Genomic DNA, 20,852 nt, shown 5'->3' on the forward strand with positions numbered 1-20,852 from the left:
CATAACGAGGGGCCGGTGCCTCACCCGTCGGCCAGCAGCGCGGCGACCTCGCGCCGGGGCACCGTCGCCGCCCGGTCGAGCCGCCGCCGGCGGGCGAGGGCGGCGGGCAGCAGGCGCAGCGCGGCGCCGAGGGAATCCAGTCGCTCCCGGGCGCGTCGCCGCGATCCCGCCTCGCGTCGCGCGGCGGCGGCGAGCACCGCGCGCGCCGTGGCGGCGCCGGTGCGGGCCAGGGCCGAGACCACCACTCCGGCGGGAGCGACCCTCGCGGCGACGAGCACGCGGTTGCGCTCGTTCCAGAACCGGAACAGCCCGCTCGAGGTGCCGCTCGAGGCGGCGTGCGCGTGCCGCACCACCGCTCCCGAGGCGTAGCCCACCGTGAAGCCGGCCCGGCGCATCCGCCACGACAGCTCGGTGTCCTCGTAGTACATGAACAGCGCCTCGTCGAAGAGGCCGGCGGCGTCGAGGGCCGCGCGGGTGAGCAGGGCGGCGCCCCCCGAGAAGCCGAGCACCTCGTCGTCACCCCGAGCTGGGCCGTCGGCGGGCATCAGCCAGTCGCGGTCGCGGCCGTTGCCGCTGCGGGTCATCTCGTTGCCCGTGCTGTTGACGAGTTCGAGGCCGCGGTCGTCGCGCACCCACCGCGAGCCGTCGTGGCCGGTGAGGGCGCCGGCCTCCGCGGCGCCGTCGGCCCGGCGGTAGCGGCCGGCGAGCAGGATGCGCGCGGTCACCGCCCCGAGCCGCCGATCGCCCTGCCACCGGGTGAGCAGCGCGGCCACGAAGCCGGGTTCTGCCACGGCGTCGTTGTTCAGCAGCACGACCGCGTCGGCCGGCCGGGCCGCGATCCCGGCGTTCACACCGGCCCCGAATCCGCCGTTGCGGCCGGTGTCGACCACGAGGTGATCCGGGTGGCGCTGCCGCAGCAGCTCGGCCGACCCGTCTGCGGATCCGTTGTCCACGATCACGATCGCGAGCTCGGCGCCGAGCTCGTCGAGACCGGTCTGGGCCTCGAGCGAGGCCACGGCCGCCGAGGTGAGGTCGGGCTGGCGCCAGTTGACGACGACGGCCGAGACGCGGATGCTCATCAGGCTCCGAGGTCGCGCATCTCCGGCTCCGCGTGCACGACGCCTACCGACATCGGGTAGTAGGGCACCTCGAAGGTGGCGATCTGCACCGCGTCGTGCAGGTGCCGCTTCTCCTTGTCCATCAGCGAGGTGTTGATGAAGTACCGGCCGGTGCCGAAGCGGGCGTCCTTGATGACGAACTCGATCGTGCGCGGCGAGGTGAGCCTGCCCAGGTGCACGTTCTCGAACCGGGGCGACGCGGTGCCGTAGACCGCGGTGCCCATGGTGCTGTCGATCTGGATGGCGGCGATCCAGTCGTCGAGGCCCGTGGGGTGCTCGAAGGTGGCGCGCACCACGATGTCGTCGCCCGGCTCGATCGGCTCGCCGATCTCGCGGCCGCGGGCGAACACCACGGTGTCGACCACGCGGCCCTCGGGCGCCGGCTCGTCCTCGTGCTCCTTCTCGGCGTGGGCGGCCGCCTCGTCGACGCGGCGCTCCTCGAGGATGTCGCGGAAGTCGCGCACCGCCTCGTGGGGCACCCCGTCGAAGGCCACCTCGCCGCGGTTGAGCAGCACGGCGCGGTCGCAGAACTCCACCACCTGGCCGAGCGCGTGGGTGACCAGGATGATCGTGCGGCCCTCGGCCTGGAACGAGCGGATCTTGTCGAGGCACTTGCGCTGGAACGCCTCGTCGCCCACGGCGAGCACTTCGTCGACGAGCAGCAGGTCGGGGTCGACGTGCACCGCCACGGCGAAGGCCAGGCGCACGTACATGCCCGAGGAGTAGAACTTCACCTGGGTGTCGATGAAGTCCTTGATGCCCGAGAACTCGACGATGTCGTCGAAGTAGAGGTCGGTCTGCTTGCGCGAGAGACCGAGGATGGAGGCGTTGAGATAGACGTTCTCGCGGCCGGTGAGGTCTTGGTGGAAGCCCGCGCCCAGCTCGAGCAGCGCCGCCATGCGGCCGCGCCGCTGGATGGAGCCCGAGCTCGGCTGGATGATGCCGCCGATGGTCTTCAGCAGCGTCGACTTGCCCGAGCCGTTGGGCCCGATGAGGCCGATCGTGGTGCCCGACTCGATCTCGAGCGAGACGTTGCGGAGCGCCCAGAAGTCCTCTTTGAACTGCTTCGAGCGGCCGGCGTTGACCAGGCGCTCCTTGAGGCTCTTCTCCTTGCGGATGACGAAGCGCTTGGAGACGTCGTCGATCTGCACGATGGGGACGGTGTTCGGCACGTTCACAGCTCCTGCGCGAAGTCGCCCTGAAGGCGGCTGAAGACTCGTTGGGCACCGAGGAAGGCGACGATGCCGATGGCGAGGGCGATGCCCATGCGGAGGGCGAGGTGGGGCAGCGGAACCCCGTTGGAGGCCTCCGACCAGAACGCCTCCTGGAAGCCCAGCACGGCGAGGGTGATGGGGTTGTTCACGTAGATCTCGAGCAGCCACGCCGGCACCCGGTCGGCCACCATCTGCCAGGAGTACAGGATGGGCGAGCCCCACATGAGCAGCAGCAGCACCACCTCGACCAGGTACTGGATGTCGCGAAGATAGACGTTGAGGGCCGACAGCAGCAGCCCGATGGCGGTGGCCCAGACCAGGATGAGCATGAGCGCCCCCACCCCGAACAGCAGCTGGGGCCCGAAGCTCAGCGTGCCCAGCACGAGCGAGGCGATGATGAGGATGGCGAGCTGGATGACGAAGTTGAACAGCGCGGAGCCCACGGCGGCCAGCGGGAAGATCTCCCGCGGCAGGTAGACCTTCTTCACCAGACCCGCGTTCGCGATGATCGAGCCGGTGCCCGCACCCACGATCTCGCTGAACAGCGTGTAGACGGTGAGCCCGGCGAAGATGTAGATGGCGAAGTTCTCGATGTTGCGCGCCGCGCTCAGGAACTCGCCGATCACCAGGTAGTAGATGAACAGCTGGGTCAGCGGCCGGGCGAGGCTCCAGAGGAAGCCGCCCGCGCTGTCCTTGTAGCGCGACTTGAGCTCGCGGCGGGTGAGCAGGCCCAGCAGCCGTCGCTGCTCCCAGATCTCCCGGAACGACGCGATGGTGCCCGTGACGCCCGATCCGCTCGAACCGGCGTGCTGCCAGGGTTCGGCGGCGAGCCGTGCAGATCTCTCGGTGGGCGACTCAACAGTAGTTGCAGCCAAAGATTCGGCCTCCCAGCCCGGTGATGCGGCGGTTCGGGGGGAACCGCCGCGATAGAGGATACATGACCGTTCCCCGGGATCCGCCGAACGCGCTCAGGCCTGACCGGCCTTGCGGTGGGCCAGGCGTGAGCGCACCTTCGTGCCGAGCGAGCCGAGACCGCCGTGCTTGAGGTAGTGCCCGGCCAGGGCGAGGTCGCGCCGGATGCCGTGCCGCCGGGTGGAGATGGCCTGGAACTTCTCCTCGGCGCTGGCGGGCCGTCCGCGCTTCGCGGCCGCGGCCGCCGCCGACTGCCCGGGCAGCGCCGACGGCGCCTCGAGCGTTCCGGTCGCCCGGTCGGCCGCCGGCCGGGGGTCGCGGCAGAACTCCACCAGCGGGGCGAGTGTGCGCTCCCAGGTGAAGTCCTCGCGCACCCGCGCCACCGCCTCGCGGGCCGCCGCCGCCTCGGGGGCGTCGTAGAGCATCCGCTCGAGCGCGTCGGCGAGGGCCTGCACGTCGCGCTCGGGCACGGCCACGCCGAGCCCCTCCTTCTCGATCAGGTCGCCGAAGCTGTCGCCCCCGGTCGTCACGATCGGGAGCCCCGCCCAGAGGTAGTCGAGGATGCGGGTGCGGAACGAGAAGGTCGTCTCGATGTGGTCATAGTGGGTGCTCACGCCCGCGTCGGCCTCGAGCAGGTAGTTCTGCCGGTCGTCGAGGTCGACCCAGGAGTCGTTGAAGAACACGTTCTCACCCGTGAGGCCGAGCTCGGCCGCCAGCTGCCTGGTCTGCTGCACCACCGCCATCTCGGGCACATCCGGGTTCGGATGCGCCACGCCCATGAAGAACAGGCGCACGTCGTCATGGGTCTCGGCCAGGCGCCCGATGGCGCGCACCAGCGTGAGGGTGTCGAACCAGTTGTAGATGCCGCCGCCCCAGATGACGAGCTTGTCGTTCTCGCCGATGCCGGGCACGATGCCGCGGATCGCTTTGCGGGTGTGTCGCGGAGGGGTGGAGTCGAGCCCGAACGGCGCGATGGCGATGAGCTGCTCGAGCGAGTCGTCGGCAGCGTAGTTGGCCGGGTTGATGCGGCCGAGCGCGGCGAGCTGGCCGAGCCAGAACAGGCGCTGCCGCTCGGAGGCGCAGAGCAGGAAGTCGGCGCGGGCGAGCTGCTGGTTGAGCACCTCGGTCGCCGAGCGCACGATGTTGGTCCAGCGCTCGGTGCCGAACTCGCGGCCCTGCTCGAGCTGCTCGAGGTGCATCGGGTCGTAGACGTCGGCCACCACGATCTTCTGCGACTTCTGCAGGGTGGTGAAGTGGTGCAGCGCGTACCCCTGGAAGAAGATCACGTCGGCCCAGCGCTCGTGCACGGCCATCTGGCGCTCGTTCTGCAGCTGCACGTGCGCCACCTCGAAGCGGTCGCTCAGGCGCTTCGCGGCGTTCCAGGTGACCAGTCGCACGTCATGCTCGGCCGAGAGTGCCTCGCTGATCTTCCAGGCCCGCAGGCCCGGGCCCGCCATCTTCTCGCCCAGGGCGTCGCCGGTGATGACGAGGATGCGCCGGCGCTCGGTGACCGCCTCGATCTCGAACGCCTCGACGATGGTGCGGAACCCGGTGAGGAAGCCGGGGCCGCCGAACAGCGGGTGGATCATCTCGCCGAACAGCCGGAACAGCTCGCCGTCGGTGCGGCGGCGCGCGGCCTGCAGCTCGTCACGGCTCGCGCGGAGCGACTCCAGTTCTTCGACGAACTGGTCGAGGGCGTAGACGCCCGCGAGCGCCTCCTTCGACACCGGCACCGTGGGGTCGAACTCGTCGTCGGCGCCGTCGAAGCGGCGGATGTCGAAGGCGGTGGAGTCGAGCTCGCCCTTCACCACGGCGCGGCGGGCCAGCAGGGCCATCGCGCCGGGCAGGAAGCGGGCGAGGTTCTCGTCGGAGAGGTTCTTGTAGAGGGTGGCCAGCGCGTTGCGCTCGAGCAGGAAGCTCTCGCGGTAGGGGCCGAAGCTGCGCATGGAGCCGTGGTGTCGGTGGTAGACCACCGACCCGGGGGCGAAGCGCACCCGGTGGCCGAGCAGGTTGAGCCGCCAGCCGAGGTCGACGTCCTCGTAGAACATGAAGTAGCGCTCGTCGAAGCCGCCGAGCTCGGCGAACACGGATGCGCGCACGAAGAGGGCGGAGCCCGTGCCGTAGAGCAGGTCGCGGGGCGCGGCGAACCGCTCGTCGTCGGGCTGGTTCTCGTCGACCTTGTAGCCCATGCCGAACCAGGTGAGCCCGCCGCCGACGAAGTCGACCGCGCGGCCCTCCCAGTCGAGCACCTTGCTCGCCACCGCCGCCACGGCGGGGCTCACGTCGAACTGGCCGAGGGCCTCGCGGATCCAGCCCGGCGCGGGCTTGGCGTCGTTGTTGAGGAAGGCCACGAACTCGCCCACGGCGTGCGAGGCGCCGAGGTTGCTGCCCCCCGCGAAGCCGAGGTTCTCGGCCGACTCGATGACGCGCACCGAGGCGAGCCCGGCGAACGCCGCGGCGAGGCGCGCGGGGCTGTCGTCGCCCGACCCGTTCTCCACCACGACCACGTCGAGCCGGTCGGCGGGCCAGTCGACCTCGGAGAGACGGGTGACGCACTCGATGGTGTCGTCGGCGCCACGGAAGTTCACCACGACGACGGAGACCACACCGGGCCGGGCGGGAGCCTGGAGTTTCTTCACCCGATCAGCCTAACGCCGGAGGGTCTGCGAGCCCGGGACGCGAGGGGTTCGTAGGATCGCCGCATGCTCAGATCCCACTCCTCCCGACTCGTCACGGGCGCGCTGGCGCTCCTCGCCGCCGTCCCCCTGCTGGCCGGCTGCGTCGACGGCGGTGCCACGGAGCCGACCGCGAGCGCCACCTCGACCCCGAGCCCCACCCGCACCGCGACCGCCACCCCCACGCCCACCCCGTCGCCCGAGCCGACCACGCCCCCGGTCGAGCCCACGCCGACGCCCACCGCGTCGACCCCGGCCGTCTCGGCGGTGACCGTCGAGCTCATCAACTCCGGCTACGACCCGTCCACCGGGGCGATCTCGGTCGCCGGCATGGTCACCGATCTGGTGAGCCAGACCGGCGTCTGCACGGTCTCCGCCACCCAGGCCGACACCACGCTCACCGCGCAGGCGGCGGGGATGGCCGACGCGACCGTCACCTACTGCTCGGGGCTCACCGTGGGCCTGCCCGCCGGGAGCTCCGGGAGCTGGACCGTCTCGCTCTCCTTCGCCGACGAGACCCACTCCGGCCAGACCCAGACGACCGTCCAGGTCGGCTGAGCCGCGGCGGGGCTCGGGATGCTCGCAGGCGGCGGCGTGGTCGCCCGGCTACTATGGGTCGCGTTTCCCCCTCAGTGTGAAAGTGCGGTAGCAGGACGATGACCACCGGTTCCGACGAACCCAACGAGCTCAGGGAGCTGCGCCTCGAGGTCGCGGCCCTCCGCACCCAGCTCGCCCGGCACACCGCCCAGACCGAGGAGTACCGGCGCCGGCTCGTGGCCAGCCGCAACCAGGCGGAGCGCTACGCCGCGCAGCTGAAGGCGCTGCGCAGCTCGAGCTCGTGGGCCATCACCCGCCCGCTGCGCATGCGCCGCCGCAAGGCGCTCAACAACGGCTGGACCTGAGCGTGGCGTCGAGCGTCCTGGAGCAGGTGCTCCCGCACGTCGTCGTCGAGAGCCCTCGCCGCACCCTGCCCGCCACCGACCGCGTCGCCGTGGTGGCGAGCTTCGGCCCCGACTCCCGGGTGTCGCTCTCGCTGTCGTGGATGGTGCACCGCCTCGAGGAGCAGGGGTACAGCGTGGTCGTCGTGCGCGCCTCCGACGATCCCGCGCCGCTGGACTGGTCGCGCGGACCGGCGAACGACGCGATCGTGCTGCGCAAGCCCAACATCGGCTACGACTTCGGCTCCTGGGCCACCGGGCTGGCGATGTTCCCCGAGATCGCGGCCAAGCAGTACGTGCTCATCACCAACGACTCCCTCGTGGGGCCGTTCGCGAGCCTCGAGCCGATGATCGCCGATTTCGAGGGCTCGTACTACGACGTGTGGGGCGGCACCTGGACGGCCCAGTACATGCAGCACCTGCAGAGCTTCCTGCTGGGCTTCCGCGGGGGAGTGCTGCTCGACCCCGCGCTGCAGTACTTCTGGCGGCACCTGCCCGAGCAGCCCACGAAGTTCGACATCATCGACAAGTACGAGCTCGGTCTCAGCCGGCTCCTCTACGGCGAGGGCTTCGTCAGCGGTGCCTGGTTCGACTACGAGCAGGTGGTGCACTACTCGCAGAACCCCACCATCTCGGGGTGGAGAGGGCTGCTCGATCTCGGCTTCCCCTTCGTCAAGCGCGAGCTGGTCACCAACCCCGCCCTGGTGCCCGACGGCGGGCAGCTCCCGGGCGTGGTCGAAGAGATGTACGGCGTCGACCCCCGCGACTGGGTCTGAGGCGCCGACGGATGAGGAAGTCATGAGAAAGATCACCATCGGCGGCGTGAAGCGCCGCACCGGCCGCGTGCTCAAGCGCGCCGGCGACGTGCTCGCCGAGACGCCCGTGCCCGTGGAGCCGCCGAGCTTTCCGGCGAGCTTCGCCACCTGGTCGGCGGGCCGCAGTGGCCGCCTCAAGGCGCTGTACCCGGGGGAGTGGAAGAAGCAGTTCCTTCCCGAGCCCCCCACGTCGCGGGTGGCCGTCGTCGTGCACGTGTTCTACACCGACCTCGTCGAGCAGATCCTCACCTCGCTCGAGTCGATGCCGGTGCCGTTCGACCTCATCGTCACGAACTCCTCCGGCGAGAGCCTCGAACTCGACACCTCGAGGCTCGGCCGGCTCGACCGCGTGCATCTGTTCGACATCGCCAACCACGGCCGCGACATCCTGCCCCTGATCTCGGTGGTGAACGCGGGCCTGCTCGACCCCTACGAGATCGTCTTCAAGGTGCACACGAAGAAGAGCGTGTGGCGCGAGGCGCACACCGAGCTCGGCGGCTCGGGGGAGCAATGGCGGGAGAGCTTCTTCAGCGAGCTCGCCGGTTCGGCCGAGACCTTCGAGCGCATCCTCGGCGAGTTCGCCTCCGACCCCGGCCTCGGCATCCTCACCTCCACCGGCAACGTGCTGGGTCCCGAGTTCTGGGGCGGTGACCGCGAGATCGTGGGCTCGCTGCTCGCGCGCATCCAGACCGACTTCGACGAGGAGGCGCTCCGCTTCGCGGCCGGATCCATCTACTGGGTGCGCGGCTTCCTGCTGCAGGGTCTCCGATCGCTGGAGCTCACGGCGGCCGACTTCGAGGAGGAGGCCGGCCAGGTCGACGCGACGACCGCGCACGCGGTGGAGCGCATCCTCGGCATCGTGACGGGAATCGCGGGCTACGACATCCGCGAGGCCGGGGCGCTGACGGAGGCCGCGGCGGGCGCCGGGGCGTTCGAGCGCTGGCTGCCCGAGACCGAGGTGGTGCCCCGCGCCCGGGTCATCCCGTTCTACCTGCCCCAGTTCCACACCTTCCCCGAGAACGACGAGTGGTGGGAGAAGGGCTTCACCGAGTGGTCGAACGTGGCGGCGGGCACCCCGCTGTACCCGGGCCACATCCAGCCCTTCCTGCCCAGCGAGCTCGGCTACTACGACCTGCGCACCCCCGGCGTGCGCGACGCCCAGTACGCCCTCGCCGAGTGGGCGGGCATCGAGGGCTTCATGTACTACTACTACTGGTTCGCCGGCAAGAAGCTCATGGACCTGCCGGTCGAAGACCTGCACGCCTCCGACGCCGATCAGCCCTTCTGCCTCATGTGGGCGAACGAGAACTGGACCAGGCGCTGGGACGGCAGCGAGAAGAACATCCTCATCGCCCAGGACTACGACCGGGTGTCGGCGAAGCAGTTCATCGACGACGTGCTGCACCTCATCACCGATCCGCGCTACATCCGCATCGACGACAAGCCGGTCATCGCCGTCTACCGCATCACGCAGATCCCCGACCACGTCGAGGTGATCGCCCACTGGCGGAAGGTGGCGGAGGAGGCGGGCCTGCCCGGTCTCACGCTGATCACGGTCGATGTCGGCACATCGATGCAGGGAGTGGAGGGCGAGCTCGCCGCCCACGGGCTCGACGCCTACCTCGAGTTCGCCCCGCACAACATGTACTGGGGGGCGCTGCCGCGCGACCACCGGGGGCTCGACGAGCGCTTCCAGGGCAATCTGCTGAGCTACCCGGCGATGGCCGAGAAAGCCGAGGAGCGGCTCAACACCACGCCGCCGGCCCACCGCTATCCGGGCGTGATGGTGAACTTCGACAACACGGCCCGCCGGCAGTGGCAGCCCGACATGTGGTACGGCTCGAACCCCTACGTGTTCCGTCGCTGGCTCAACACGACGGTCTCGTCGGTGGCTGACCGAGACCGCGACGAGCGGGTGGTGTTCGTGAACGCGTGGAACGAGTGGGCCGAGGGCGCCGTGCTCGAGCCCTCGCAGCGTTGGGCCCGCACCTACCTGCTGGCCGTGCGAGACGTCTTGCACCGCTAGGCCCGATCGCGCCTCTCCCGCGCCGATTTCTTCCGTTTCTTCAGAAAGTTCTCGGTCATTCCTCAACTCATCTCTAGGATGGTGCGGGTGAGGCTGATGTTACTAATGAGAAAGAAGCGCACGTCGCTCATCGCGTCGGCGCTCGTGGCCGTGATCGCGCTGGCCGGCCTGACGGCGTTCGCCGTGCCGGCGACGAGCGCACAGGCCGCGGTGGCGAGCGACTTCGACCCCGGCAACATCATCAGCGACGAGAACTTCTTCAACGGCAACGCGCTCTCCGCCCCCGCGGTGCAGAGCTTCCTCGACGCCCGTGTCGCGTCGTGCCGCTCGGGCTACACCTGCCTCAAGGACTACACGCAGACCACCTGGAGCCGCTCGGCCGACGCGATGTGCAACGCCTACACGGGTGCGGCCAACGAGACCGCCGCGACCATCATCGCGAAGGTCGGCCAGGCCTGCGGTGTCAGCCAGGCCGTGCTCATCGTGCTGCTGCAGAAGGAGCAGTCGCTCATCACCGACACCTACCCGAGCGCGAGCCAGTACCGCGCCGCCACCGGGTTCGCCTGCCCCGACACCGCCCCGTGCGACGCCGAGTACTCCGGCTTTTACAACCAGGTCTACAAGGCGGCCTGGCAGTACAAGCGCTACACCAACCCGGCGGGCACCTCGGCGTTCTTCACCTGGTTCCCGGTGGGCAAGTACGCCAGCGTGCGCTACCACCCCAACGCGGCCTGCGGATCCTCGGCCGTGCTCATCAAGAACAAGGCGACGGCCGGGCTCTACTACTACACGCCGTACCAGCCCAACGCCACGGCGATGTCGAACGTCTACGGCGGCCAGACCGACGGATGCTCGTCGTACGGCAACCGCAACTTCTGGCGCCTGTACACCGACTGGTTCGGCGACCCCCGTGCGGCGAACAACCCCCACGGAGCCTTCGACTCGGTCAACCCGGTGGCGGGCGGCGTGCAGGTGACCGGATGGGCCGTCGACGCGTCCACCGACAAGACGGTCTCGCTCACCGTCACGGTCGACGGCGCGAACCCCACCACGGTCGCGGCCGATCAGCGGCTGGACTGGATCTCGGTGCTCTACCCCGGCAAGAGCGCACTGCACGGCTTCAGCGCGATCGTCGGTGCCTCGCCCGGAAAGCACTCCGTGTGCGTGGTGAAGTCGACGGGCGTCGATCTCGGGTGCAAATCGGTCACGGTGCCCACCTCGACCGCGGCGGGATACCTCGACACCGCGGAAGGCGTCGTCGGCGGCGTGCACATCGCCGGCTGGTCGCTCAACACCAAGAGCGCCGCCACCGGCTACATCTGGGTGAACGTCGACGGCCGCGGCGGTGCCTACGTGGTCGACAAGAAGCTCGCCTGGACCCCGGTGCTCTACCCCGGCACCGGCAACACCCACGGGTTCGACCGCGTCATCACGGCGACGCCCGGGGCTCACACGGTGTGCGTCTACGGCTACGCCTCGGTGCTGCTCGGCTGCTCGAACGTGGTCGTGCCCTCGAACGAGGCGGGAGCGGTGGAGAAGGTCGAGGGAACTCTCGGCACCATCACGGTGAGCGGCTGGAGCCTCGACAAGCGCACCACGGCTCCGAGCTACGTGTGGGTCGACGTCGACGGCAAGGGCAAGGCCGTCTACGCCGGCGGCGACTCCGCCGCGGCGGCGGCCGCGTGGCCCGCCGGGGGCAGGAAGCACGGCTTCTCGACCACCTTCTCCGCCTCGCCGGGCTCCCACCGGGTGTGCGTCACGGGCACGGTCGCGAACACCTCCTACGGCTGCAGCACGGTCACCGTGCCGAACAACGAGGTCGGCTCGTTCGACACCGCGACGGGGGTGCTGGGCGGCATCCAGGTCTCGGGCTGGTCGCTGGACCGCACGAGCACCGAGTCGACCTACGTCTGGGTGAACATCGACGGCAAGGGTGGCGCGCTGTACGCCGGCGCCTCCCTGGGCTGGATCGACGCGATGTTCAAGAAGGGCGCGAAGCACGGCTTCAGCGGATTCTTCTCGGCCTCGGCCGGGACTCACGAGGTGTGCGTCAGCGGAACCAAGGAGGGCGTGTCGTACGGTTGCAAAAAGGTCACCGTGCCCTCCAGCGGTGCGGCATCGTGGGACTCCGTGTCGGTGGCCGACAGGTCGATCAGGGTGACCGGATGGGCGACCGACCGGCTGTCGACGGCCGTCCAGAACGTGTCGGTGTCGGTCGACGGCAAGGCCCAGAGCTACCCGGCCTCCACGACCCTCGGCTGGTTCGACTCCTACTTCCCGAAGGCGGGCAAGAACCACGGCTTCGACATCACGATCCCCGCGACGGCCGGAAAGCACACGGTGTGCATCACGGCGAGCTACGACGGCCAGAACCTCGGCTGCCGCGACGTCGACGTGCCCTCGAGCGGGGCGGCGAGCATCGACTCCGTGACCGGGGTGCCGGGCGGCGTGCGCATCACGGGCTGGTCGGTCGACCGCACCTCGACCGCGACCACCTACCTCTGGGTCGACGTCGACGGCAAGGGCACCGCCGTCGCGGCGAACAAGACCCTGGGCTGGATCGACGCCTACTTCCCCGGCGTCGGAACCGATCACGGGATCGACCAGGTGATCCCTGCGGCCACGGGCAACCGGCGGGTGTGCATCACGTCGACCTTCGACGGCAGGGCGCTCGGGTGCTCCACCGTCGCCGTGCCCTGACGACGGGCGGGGCACCAGGGAGTACGGCTATCGTTCCAGCGTGGTGAGCACACAGATCGAGCGCGCTGCGGGCTTCCGCACCGACATCCAGGCCCTGCGCGCGTTCGCGGTGCTGGCCGTGCTCGTCTATCACCTGTGGCCGGGCCGGCTTCCCGGCGGGTTCGCGGGCGTCGACGTGTTCTTCGTCATCAGCGGGTTCCTCATCACGGGCGCGCTGGTGCGCGAGGCCGAGGGCGGGCGCATCGATCTGGCCCGTTTCTGGGCGCGGCGTGCCCGGCGCATCCTGCCCGCCGCGCTCGTGGTGCTCGCCGTGGTCGGGGTCGCGGTGGTGGTGTGGGTGCCGCAGAACCTGTGGCGGCAGTTCTTCGGCGAGATCACCGCCTCCACCCTCTATGTGGAGAACTGGCGGCTGGCGGCCGACTCGGTCGACTACCTCGCCGCGCACAACACGGCCTCACCCGTGCAGCACTTCTGGTCGCTCTCGGTGGAGGAGCAGTTCTACATCGCGGTGCCGGTGCTGCTCGTCGCCCTGCTGTGGGCCGTGCGGCGGTTCGGGTGGCAGAGCAACCGGCGCCGGCTCGTGCTGGCGACCTTCGTCGTCGTCACGGCGGCCGGGTTCGCGTGCTCGGTGTGGCTCACGGCCGTGAGCGCGCCGACCGCCTACTTCGCCACCGTCACCCGGGTGTGGGAGTTCGGCGTGGGCGCGCTCCTGGTCTTCGCTCCGGCGCTCCGGCGCACGGTGCCGGCCACGACGGCCTTCCTCGTCGGCGCCGTCGGGCTCGTGGCGGCGGTGCTGCTGCTGTCGTCGTCGACACCGTACCCGGGTACCGCTGCGGCCCTGCCCGTACTGGCGACGGCGCTCGTCATCTGGGGCGGGCAGGCGGCGGCGACGGGCCTCCGCGCCGTGACGGGCCTCCGGCCGGTGCGCTTCGTCGGTGACGTCTCCTACTCCGTCTACCTCTGGCACTGGCCTCTCATCGTGCTGCTCCCGTTCGTCACGGGCAGCGAGCTCGGCACCGCCGAGAAGCTCGCGATCGTGGCCGCGTCGCTCGTGCTGGGCTGGGCGTCCACGCGGTTCGTCGAGAACCCCGTGCGTTTCTCGCCGCGGCTCCTCGGCGCCCGCCCGCCCCGGGCGGTGCTCGGATGGGGCGCAGCGGCCATGGCGGCCGTGCTCGCCGGGTCGGTCACCGGCAGCGTCTACGCGCTGACCCAGGATGCCCGGGCCCAGGATGCGGTGGCGTCGGCGACCGCGCGCTACGAGTCGTGCCTCGGCGCGCTCGACACCGGTGACGGCTGCGACGGCGCCATCCCCGACGGCCTGCTCGTGCCTCCGCCCGCGCAGGCCGCGGCCGACGACGTGAACTCTCCCGACTGCTGGTCGGGCGTGAGCGATCCCGCCTTCAACATCTGCACCCTCGGCCCCGCCGACTCGGCGGTGCGGATCGCGGTGATCGGCGACTCGCACAGCAACCGGCTCCTCACCACCTACCGGGCCATCGCCGAGGACAACGGCTGGCGCATCGACCTCTCCGGCCACAACGGCTGCTACTGGACGACCGCGGTGCAGCAGAAGCCCGCCCAGGACATGGTCGACGCCTGCGAGTCGTGGAAGTCGCAGCTCGAAGCGCACCTCGCGGCCCAGCCGCCCTACGACGCCATCGTGGTCACGAACGCCCGCCGGGGCGCGCCGCCGATCGTGGCGGAGGGTGCCGGCGCCGCCGCTGTCGAGGAGGCGACGGTCGAGGGCCTCGTCGACGCCTGGGCCCCGCAGGTGGCCCGTGGCACGCGCATCATCGCGCTCCGCGACAATCCCACGATGCGTGACGACGTCGTCACCTGCGTCACCGAGCATCCCGATCCCGTCTCGGCCGTGGAGAACTGCGCGACGCCGCGCTCAGAGGCCCTCGGCGGCCCCGACCCGCTCATGGAGGCCGTGCAGCGCACCGAGGGTGCCGAGGCGATCGACCTCAGCGACCTCTACTGTCCCGACGGGGTGTGCCTGCCGGTCATCGGTCACGTGGTCGTCTACGGCGACAAGGAGCACTTCACGGTCACGTTCGCGAAGACGCTCCAGAAGCCGCTCGAAGAGGCTCTGAGACCCCTGCTGGGACTCCCGGCCGCGACTCCCTCCGGATCATGACCACAGCGACCGCCAGCACCCCGGCGGCCCCCGCGAGTGCGACCACGAGGGCGACCCGCGACAGGGGCCCAGGGGGCGCGAGCAGCGGCACCCAGTAGACCGCGAGGAACACGGCCGCCTGAACGCCGAGGAGCGCACAGCCGAGGCGGGGCCTCCGTTGCAGCAGCCAGCCGAACGGCAGGACGGCGAGCAGGAGGATCCAGACGTGGGAACCGTGCGCCACGATCGCCGAGTAGGGCGTAAAGAGCACCAGGGCCCAGAGCAGGATGCTCGCGAAGCACCCGAACACGATCTGCGCCGTGAGGCGGCCGGGCTCGTCGAGCGACCGCCACCGGGTGGCGAGAACCGCGGCCATCACGAGGGCGAGCGGCGCGCCGACGAGGCCGAGCGCCACCATCGTGCTGGTGTAGTCCTCCACCCGGAGGAAGGTGAGCAGGTCGAAGCGGCCGTCGGCGAGACGCTCGAACTGGTCGGAGCCGAACACCGTGCTGAGGTTCTGCAACCGGGTGGCGATGGCTTCGGACGGGGTCAGAGCGGCGTACCGGTCGGCCAGGGCCTCGACGAACGGCCGGGCGTCGACCTCCTGCACCCCCGCGAGGTGCCACTTCAGCAGGCGGTCGCCCGGAGGGTCGACGACGCGCTGGAACACCGCCCACGGGAGGTAGAGCACCAACCCGGCCCCCGCGCCCCAGGCCATCGAGGCGACGGCCGTGCGCATCCCGCGGCCGCGCAGCGCCGAGACCCCCACCACGAGGAGCACGGGGGCCGCGAACGCGGCGGCACCGTGGGCCAGGAGTGCCAGCACCGCCGAGGCGACGGCGAGCGCGAAGAGCACGACGAACCGGCGCGGATCGTGCCGTGCGGCGACCACCAGGCCCAGCGACACCAGCACGAGCGCGGCGGAGAGGAGTTTCGGCCACGTGAAGACCGTGTTCACCGCCACCGAGGGGAGCAGGAGCGCGAACGCCACGGCGCCCAGGGCGAATCCGCGCGGCACCCGGAGCAGCCGCAGCAGGGCGAACGCGGCGGGCACCCAGAGCAGCTGGGCGGCGAGGTCGGCCGCGAACGACACCACCTCGGGAGCCGCCGCGCCGGCGGGCGCGCCCACGAGCATCCCGCCCAGCAGGGTGAGCGGACGCAACAGGAGTTCGAGCCCGGACTGGAGCGGAGGGCGGTCGCCGCCGTTCCAGTCGCCGAGCAGGGCGTGGGTCGACTCGCCGGAGCTCAGCCGGTCGGCGAACAGGGAGGGGATGGTGTTGTCGATCGGCAGACGGAAGGCGAAGAAGCGCTCCGCGATCACGTCGTAGGGGCCGCTGCCACCCCACAGATAGGCGAACCCGAGAGAGAGCAGCACGGCGGACGCGAGCAGGCCAGCCAGGGGCAACGCGCCCCGCAGCAGCTCGAGGAGGTGCGAGCGCAGGCACACCACGAGGGAGCCGGCGAGGAGCACGGCGGCCACGATCACGCCGGCCGCCGGAGCGGCCCAGGTGCCGAGGAACACCAGCCACGAGGCGGCGGCCAGCCCGAGCACACCGAACAGGGGCGCCGCCTCGGGAACGGCGCGCCACAGCACACGGGAGAGGGAGGTCGAGGCGACGGCCACGAGCCCGAGCGGCACGCAGATCGCCGCGAGCGCGACGAGGACGGACAGCAGCTCCACCGCTCCCATCGTCAGCGGCACACCGTCAGCGGCAGGTCGCCCGCGGTGAGCAGGGCGTCGCGGCCGGAGACCGAGTCCACCGTGAGACCGGTGGCCGGGAGGTTCAGGGCCCGGACGGCCCCGCTGCTGGTGTAGCTCAGGGTGAGCTGAGAGTCCGACCCAGCGCTCGTAGTCACGAGGGAGAAGCCGTCGCCCGGCAGGGCGAGTGAGTCGTGGGCGGCGATCGTCGCACAGTCCAGGCCCTCGGTGGAGGGAGCCCCCTTGGCGGCGGACCACTGGAGGTCGAGAGAGAGCTGATCGGCGGTCTGAGTGCTCGGCGGGCTCGCCGTGATCGCACCCCGTTCGGCCATCGCGGTGAGGTCGCTCCAGCTGACGGTCGGGCCGAGCGCGGGCGAGGGAGGACGATCGCCGATCACCTCGAAGCCCTCGTCGGCGAGGTAGGCCGCGCCGCTGAGGAGGGTGGCGTTTCCGCTCTTCCAGGAGGCCAGACCCGCCGACGTCGTGGTGAGGGCGGCCGCGCCGGCCGCCGCCCAGCCGAGCAGCAGGAGCACGATGATCGAGGTGCTGAGGCGGGTGTCCGAGCAGAACCGCGCGATCGTGGCGATGAACACCGGTATCGCCACGATGAGGATGAAGTAGGAGTAGCCGCCGCTCGCCGAGTCGGCGAGCTCGCGGCTGAGCCGGCCGATCAGGGTGATGGCGAGGCTCAGGGTGAGCGCCGTGAGCAGGAACAGCTGCACCCGGCGGGCCCTGGGCCGCTCCGGGGTGCTGGAGGGCACCGAGAAGAACGCCAGCACCCCCACGGTGGCCAGCACCAGCACGGCCGGCGTGAACGAGCCGCTCACCGGGATGGAGTCGTCGACGGCCTTCTGCAGGAGGGCGAAAACGAACTCGGGGCCGTCGCGCAGCACCTGCCCCAGGTCGTGGGCGCTGTTGTAGCTCGGGATGTCCCACAGCCGCCGCACCACGACGAACCAGATCGACGGGATGGCGATGACGACGACCCCGAGCAGGTAGCGTCGGAGGCTGAGGAGCGCGAACCCGGCGGCGATGCCGATCGGCATGAAGGCCGACCCGCTGAAGGTGCCGAAGACCGTGAGCGCCACCGCCCACACCCACGTGCTCGGGCGATCGGAGGCGCGCACGAGCACGAACCAGAGCAGCCACAGCCCCGCCGCGGTGGCCGCGGTGTACTGGAACTGCCCGGCCCAGGTGAGGGTGCCCGCCCCGGCCGCCATGAGCATGAGGGGCGCCACCGCGGCGATCGCGATGGCCCGCGAGCGCACGACGGCGCGCAGCAGCAGGTAGACGGCGACGCCGGCGGCCAGGTGCGACACGAGCATCGGCACGGCGTACAGCGCATAACCGTGCAGGCCGATGGCCTGGTAGAGGATCGAGAACCACAGCTTGGTGAAGACGATCGTGTGCTCGTTGTGGGGGGTCACGAGCCACCCCAGCCACCCGCTCCCCTCCGGAGGCGTCAGGTAGTCGAACTCGTCGTAGATGAACCACTGCGTGCGCACGTTCGCGAACAGCACGGCGGCCGAGATCGCCAGCACGGCGCCGAGCGCCAGTGCCGAGCCCCACCGCGGGCCGATCCTGTCGGCCACGCGGCGGAGCCCGGTGAGCACCGCAGAGTCAAATCGTGCCGTCGGCAACGGCGTTCTCGATCCACGGGATGACCTCGTCGAGCATGGTCTCCAGTGACGTGGTGGCCTCGAAGCCGAGCAGCTCCTTCGCCTTCGAGACGTCGGGCACGCGCTTGGCGACGTCGTATTCGAAGCCCGGGTCCTTCGTGATGCGGAGGGGCACATCCGGGCCCTTGATCTTCTTCCAGATGACCTCGGCCAGCTCGGTCACCGTGTGACCCGCGGCGGTCGAGATGTTGAAGTCGTTGTTGAGCGCGGCCGGGTGGTCGAGCGAGAGCACGATGCCCCGGGCGAGGTCGCCGCCGTAGGTGTAGTGGCGCACCTGCTCGCCCGAACCGAGCACGTGCAGGGGGTCCTGCCCCTTCAGCACCTTCTGCACCAGGTCGGGCACGACGTGGCTCATGGCGAGCTTGACGTTGCCCGAGTCGATCTCCACGTCGCCGAGCGCCCGGCTCTCGCCGATGCCCACGCAGTTGAAGGGGCGCAGGATCGTGTAGGGCAGCTTGTACTGGTCCCACGCGGCACGCGCGAAGTACTCCACGGCCAGCTTCTGGAAACCGTACGACGACAGCGGCGGCGGCACCTCGCGCTCGTCGCCCTCCTTCGATGGCCAGCGGTCGGTCGACTCGAACACCATCGAGCTCGACATGTAGGTCACCTTCTCGAGGCGCCCCTTCTTGTGGGCGGCGATGGCCGCATCCACGCTCGAGGCGATGATGCGCTCGTTCTGCGCGAGCAGGTCATAGGCGTAGGTGTGGAAGTAGCTGATGCCGCCGATGAGGGCCGCGCCCGCGATGAAGTGGTCGCAGTCCTCGAGCAGGCGGGTCATGAGCTCGACGTCCTGCACATCGCCCACGACGAGCTCGTAGTGCGGGTTGTCGTCGTAGCTCTTCTTGACCGGGCCGTACTTGGAGTAGTTGTCGACTCCGACGACCTGGTACCCCTTCGCGAGGAGCTCTTCGACGATGTAACCGCCGATGAATCCGGCGGAGCCGGTGACGAGGACCTTCTTCATTCGCTGTGTTCTTTCTCGTGAGGGGTGTGGGGGTTCGTGGTCGGTGCCGTCAGCGCACGGAGCTCGTCGACGCTGAGCTGGCGGCCGAAGGCGAAGCGGTACCACCGGAGGTACTTGGGGATCCACTTCGCGAGCTTGAAGTTCGAGGCGCCGAAGGTGCGGTCGAGCCAGATGGTCGGAATCTCGGCCACCGGGCGCCGCAGTCGCCGCGCCTTCGCCGTGAGCTCGAGTCCGATCTCGAAGCCGTCGACCGAGTCGATGCCCACCTCGCGCACGAACTCGGCGTTGTAGGCCTTGAACGAGTTCGTGGCGTCGCGGGTGCCCGCGTTCGTGAACAGCTGCAGGGTGATGCCCGCCATCCGCGACAGGAAGCTCTTCAGCCGCGGGCCGCCCACCTGCTGGCCACCCGGCATGTAGCGCGACGCCGCGGCCACCACGACACCGCGCTCCACCAGACGCACCAGGTCGTCGATCTGGCGGGGGTCGTCGCATCCGTCGGCCATGGTCACCACCACGGTGTCGCTGGCGGCGTGATCGATGCCGTAGCGGATGGCGTAGGCCGGACCGCGGCCGTAGTCGTTCACGAGGAGCCTCAGTGCGGGCTGTTTCTCTGCCGCGTAGCGCTCCACCACGGGAACGGTGGTGTCGCTCGGAGCGTCCACCACCACGAGCACCTCCGAGTCGAGGTGCACCGCCTCGAAGATGCGGTCCAGGCCCGCCACGATGTCCTCGCCCTCGTTGTAGGCGGGGATGACGATCGAGGCGCGCAGGCCCTCGCTCAAATCACGACCCCCTGGCCGAGAAGGTTCCAGACGTCGGCGACCGGCTTGTCGGTGACGAGGTCGCGGTATTCGGGATGCGGGGTGGCGATGATGAGGATGTCGGCCTTCTCGAGCACCGCGTCCAGGGGCAGCAGGGTGTCGTCGGTCTCTTCCGAGACGTAGGGGTCGGTGCCGAGCACCGCCTTCGCCCGGAACTTCAGCACCCGGCGGAGCTTGTAGCTGAGGCTCGAGCGGATGTCGTCCGACCCGGCCTTGAACGACATGCCGAGGATCCCCACCGTGAGATTCGCGAGATCGAACCGCTTTTCGAGCTGGGTGACGACGTAGAGCGGAAGGCCCTCATTCACGAGCATGGCCGAGTGGCCGAGCGAGAACTGGTTGTCGCTGAACGCCGCGAGCTGCATGGCGTCTTTGAACAGGCACGGGCCCGCGGCGAAGCCGGGGCCGGGGAGGTCTTTGGCGCGGGGGTAGTCGTGGGTGAGACCCGCGCGGATCCTCTCGAAGTCGAGGCCGCGGGAGTTGGCCATCATGTAGAACTGGTTGGCGGCCGCGAACTTGATGTACCGCCAGGTGTTCGTGAACAGCTTCGCGAGCTCGGCCTCCTCGGGCTCGAGGTCGACGATCTGGTCGGTGAGCGTGCGGAACAGCTTCGAGGCGCGGGCGCGCCCCGACTCGCTGTGGCTCGACACGATCTGGGGGAGCGTGAAGAGCTCCTCCATCGCCTTGTGCTCGGCGATGCGCTCGGGGCAGAAGGCCACCTCGGTGGCGAGCCCCGCCTCGCGCAGCCGGCGCTCGACGAGGGCGGTCACCCCGGGGTAGACGGTGCTGCGCAGGATGAGCAGCTGCTCGTCGGAGAAGTACGGCAGGCACGTCTCGAGGGCGGCCGGGATGGCGTTCGGGTCGGGGTTGAGGTGCTCGTCGACCGGGGTGCCGATCACCACGATCACGTGCTCGGCCGTGGCCACGACTGCGGGGTCGGTGGAGGCGCTGAAGCGGCCCTCGGCGAGCACCTTCTGCAGCACCGGCTCGGCACCGGGCTCGCTGAACGGCATGCGGCCCGCGGTGATGCCCTCGACCGCGCGGCTGCTCACGTCGTAGACCACGACGCTCGATCCGCGATCGGCCAGAGCGATGGCGAGCGGGAGACCGACGTGTCCTCCGCCCCCGATGACGACGACGTCGTTCTCGAACATCTGTGGCACTCTTCG

General features: G+C 70.3%; 15 protein-coding genes. 6 read left to right on the forward strand and 9 right to left on the reverse strand.

From position 1 onward, the window contains the following. Window positions 1-20: 20 nt before the first annotated feature. The 4 genes from N1031_RS14665 to N1031_RS14680 form a co-directional block, all read right to left on the reverse strand. Window positions 21-1,079, reverse strand: a complete 1,059-nt coding sequence (locus N1031_RS14665) for a glycosyltransferase family 2 protein (RefSeq protein WP_259480445.1) — start codon at window positions 1,077-1,079, stop codon at window positions 21-23. Next, window positions 1,079-2,290: an ABC transporter ATP-binding protein gene (locus tag N1031_RS14670; protein ID WP_259480446.1), complete on the reverse strand. Its 1,212-nt coding sequence runs from the start codon at window positions 2,288-2,290 to the stop codon at window positions 1,079-1,081. The genes N1031_RS14665 and N1031_RS14670 overlap by 1 nt, the downstream gene beginning before the upstream one ends. Before the next feature lie 2 nt (window positions 2,291-2,292). After that, a complete protein-coding gene (locus N1031_RS14675; RefSeq protein WP_259480447.1) occupies window positions 2,293-3,207 on the reverse strand; it encodes an ABC transporter permease in 915 nt (304 codons plus the stop codon). A 93-nt stretch (window positions 3,208-3,300) separates the two neighbouring features. Beyond that, window positions 3,301-5,883, reverse strand: a complete 2,583-nt coding sequence (locus tag N1031_RS14680; protein ID WP_259480448.1) for a glycosyltransferase — start codon at window positions 5,881-5,883, stop codon at window positions 3,301-3,303. 63 nt (window positions 5,884-5,946) lie between these two features. On the opposite strand from N1031_RS14680, the gene N1031_RS14685 reads away from it, so the two are divergent. The 6 genes from N1031_RS14685 to N1031_RS14710 all read left to right on the forward strand — a co-directional run bounded on the left by N1031_RS14685 (window position 5,947) and on the right by N1031_RS14710 (window position 14,538). After that, the gene (locus N1031_RS14685; RefSeq protein ID WP_259480449.1) at window positions 5,947-6,477 is read left to right on the forward strand and encodes a hypothetical protein; all 531 of its coding nucleotides are present in this window, start codon (window positions 5,947-5,949) and stop codon (window positions 6,475-6,477) included. 98 nt (window positions 6,478-6,575) lie between these two features. After that, complete coding sequence (locus tag N1031_RS14690) at window positions 6,576-6,821, forward strand: hypothetical protein (RefSeq protein WP_259480450.1); 246 nt, start codon at window positions 6,576-6,578, stop codon at window positions 6,819-6,821. Between the two features lie 2 nt (window positions 6,822-6,823). Continuing rightward, window positions 6,824-7,633 carry a rhamnan synthesis F family protein gene (locus tag N1031_RS14695; RefSeq protein ID WP_259480451.1) on the forward strand — a complete coding sequence of 270 codons (810 nt, stop codon included), beginning with the start codon at window positions 6,824-6,826 and terminating at the stop codon, window positions 7,631-7,633. Window positions 7,634-7,655: 22 nt separating this feature from the next. Continuing rightward, window positions 7,656-9,698, forward strand: a complete 2,043-nt coding sequence (locus tag N1031_RS14700) for a glycoside hydrolase family 99-like domain-containing protein (RefSeq protein ID WP_259480452.1) — start codon at window positions 7,656-7,658, stop codon at window positions 9,696-9,698. Between the two features lie 105 nt (window positions 9,699-9,803). Then, the gene (locus tag N1031_RS14705; protein ID WP_259480453.1) at window positions 9,804-12,398 is read left to right on the forward strand and encodes a hypothetical protein; all 2,595 of its coding nucleotides are present in this window, start codon (window positions 9,804-9,806) and stop codon (window positions 12,396-12,398) included. A gap of 40 nt (window positions 12,399-12,438) precedes the next feature. Further along, complete coding sequence (locus N1031_RS14710) at window positions 12,439-14,538, forward strand: acyltransferase family protein (protein ID WP_259480454.1); 2,100 nt, start codon at window positions 12,439-12,441, stop codon at window positions 14,536-14,538. Here the strand turns inward: N1031_RS14710 and N1031_RS14715 are convergent. Genes N1031_RS14715 through N1031_RS14735 form a run of 5 tightly spaced genes read right to left on the reverse strand, consistent with a single transcriptional unit; the run spans window position 14,450 to window position 20,837 of the window. Next, a complete protein-coding gene (locus N1031_RS14715) occupies window positions 14,450-16,198 on the reverse strand; it encodes a hypothetical protein (protein WP_259480455.1) in 1,749 nt (582 codons plus the stop codon). The genes N1031_RS14710 and N1031_RS14715 overlap by 89 nt on opposite strands. A gap of 11 nt (window positions 16,199-16,209) precedes the next feature. Further along, complete coding sequence (locus N1031_RS14720) at window positions 16,210-17,829, reverse strand: hypothetical protein (RefSeq protein ID WP_259480456.1); 1,620 nt, start codon at window positions 17,827-17,829, stop codon at window positions 16,210-16,212. 7 nt (window positions 17,830-17,836) lie between these two features. Next, a complete protein-coding gene (locus N1031_RS14725) occupies window positions 17,837-18,862 on the reverse strand; it encodes an NAD-dependent epimerase/dehydratase family protein (RefSeq protein WP_259480457.1) in 1,026 nt (341 codons plus the stop codon). Further along, on the reverse strand, window positions 18,859-19,644 hold the full coding sequence (locus N1031_RS14730) for a glycosyltransferase family 2 protein (RefSeq protein WP_259480458.1): 786 nt from the start codon (window positions 19,642-19,644) through the stop codon (window positions 18,859-18,861). The genes N1031_RS14725 and N1031_RS14730 overlap by 4 nt, the downstream gene beginning before the upstream one ends. Then, window positions 19,641-20,837 (reverse strand): nucleotide sugar dehydrogenase, encoded by a 1,197-nt coding sequence (locus N1031_RS14735; protein ID WP_259480459.1) that lies wholly within the window; start codon window positions 20,835-20,837, stop codon window positions 19,641-19,643. Before N1031_RS14735 ends, N1031_RS14730 begins: the two co-directional genes overlap by 4 nt. Window positions 20,838-20,852 lie beyond the last annotated feature (15 nt).

The sequence above is a fragment of the Herbiconiux moechotypicola genome (assembly GCF_024979255.1).
GTDB classification, from domain to species: Bacteria; Actinomycetota; Actinomycetes; order Actinomycetales; family Microbacteriaceae; genus Herbiconiux; species Herbiconiux moechotypicola.

Coding starts and splice junctions, on each gene's coding strand:
- N1031_RS14725 (WP_259480457.1), bottom strand. CDS start 18,862: ATGAAGAAGGTCCTCGTCACCGGCTCCGCCGGATTCATCGGCGGTTAC.
- N1031_RS14665 (WP_259480445.1), bottom strand. CDS start 1,079: ATGAGCATCCGCGTCTCGGCCGTCGTCGTCAACTGGCGCCAGCCCGAC.
- N1031_RS14705 (WP_259480453.1), top strand. CDS start 9,804: ATGAGAAAGAAGCGCACGTCGCTCATCGCGTCGGCGCTCGTGGCCGTG.
- N1031_RS14685 (WP_259480449.1), top strand. CDS start 5,947: ATGCTCAGATCCCACTCCTCCCGACTCGTCACGGGCGCGCTGGCGCTC.
- N1031_RS14700 (WP_259480452.1), top strand. CDS start 7,656: ATGAGAAAGATCACCATCGGCGGCGTGAAGCGCCGCACCGGCCGCGTG.
- N1031_RS14735 (WP_259480459.1), bottom strand. CDS start 20,837: ATGTTCGAGAACGACGTCGTCGTCATCGGGGGCGGAGGACACGTCGGT.
- N1031_RS14690 (WP_259480450.1), top strand. CDS start 6,576: ATGACCACCGGTTCCGACGAACCCAACGAGCTCAGGGAGCTGCGCCTC.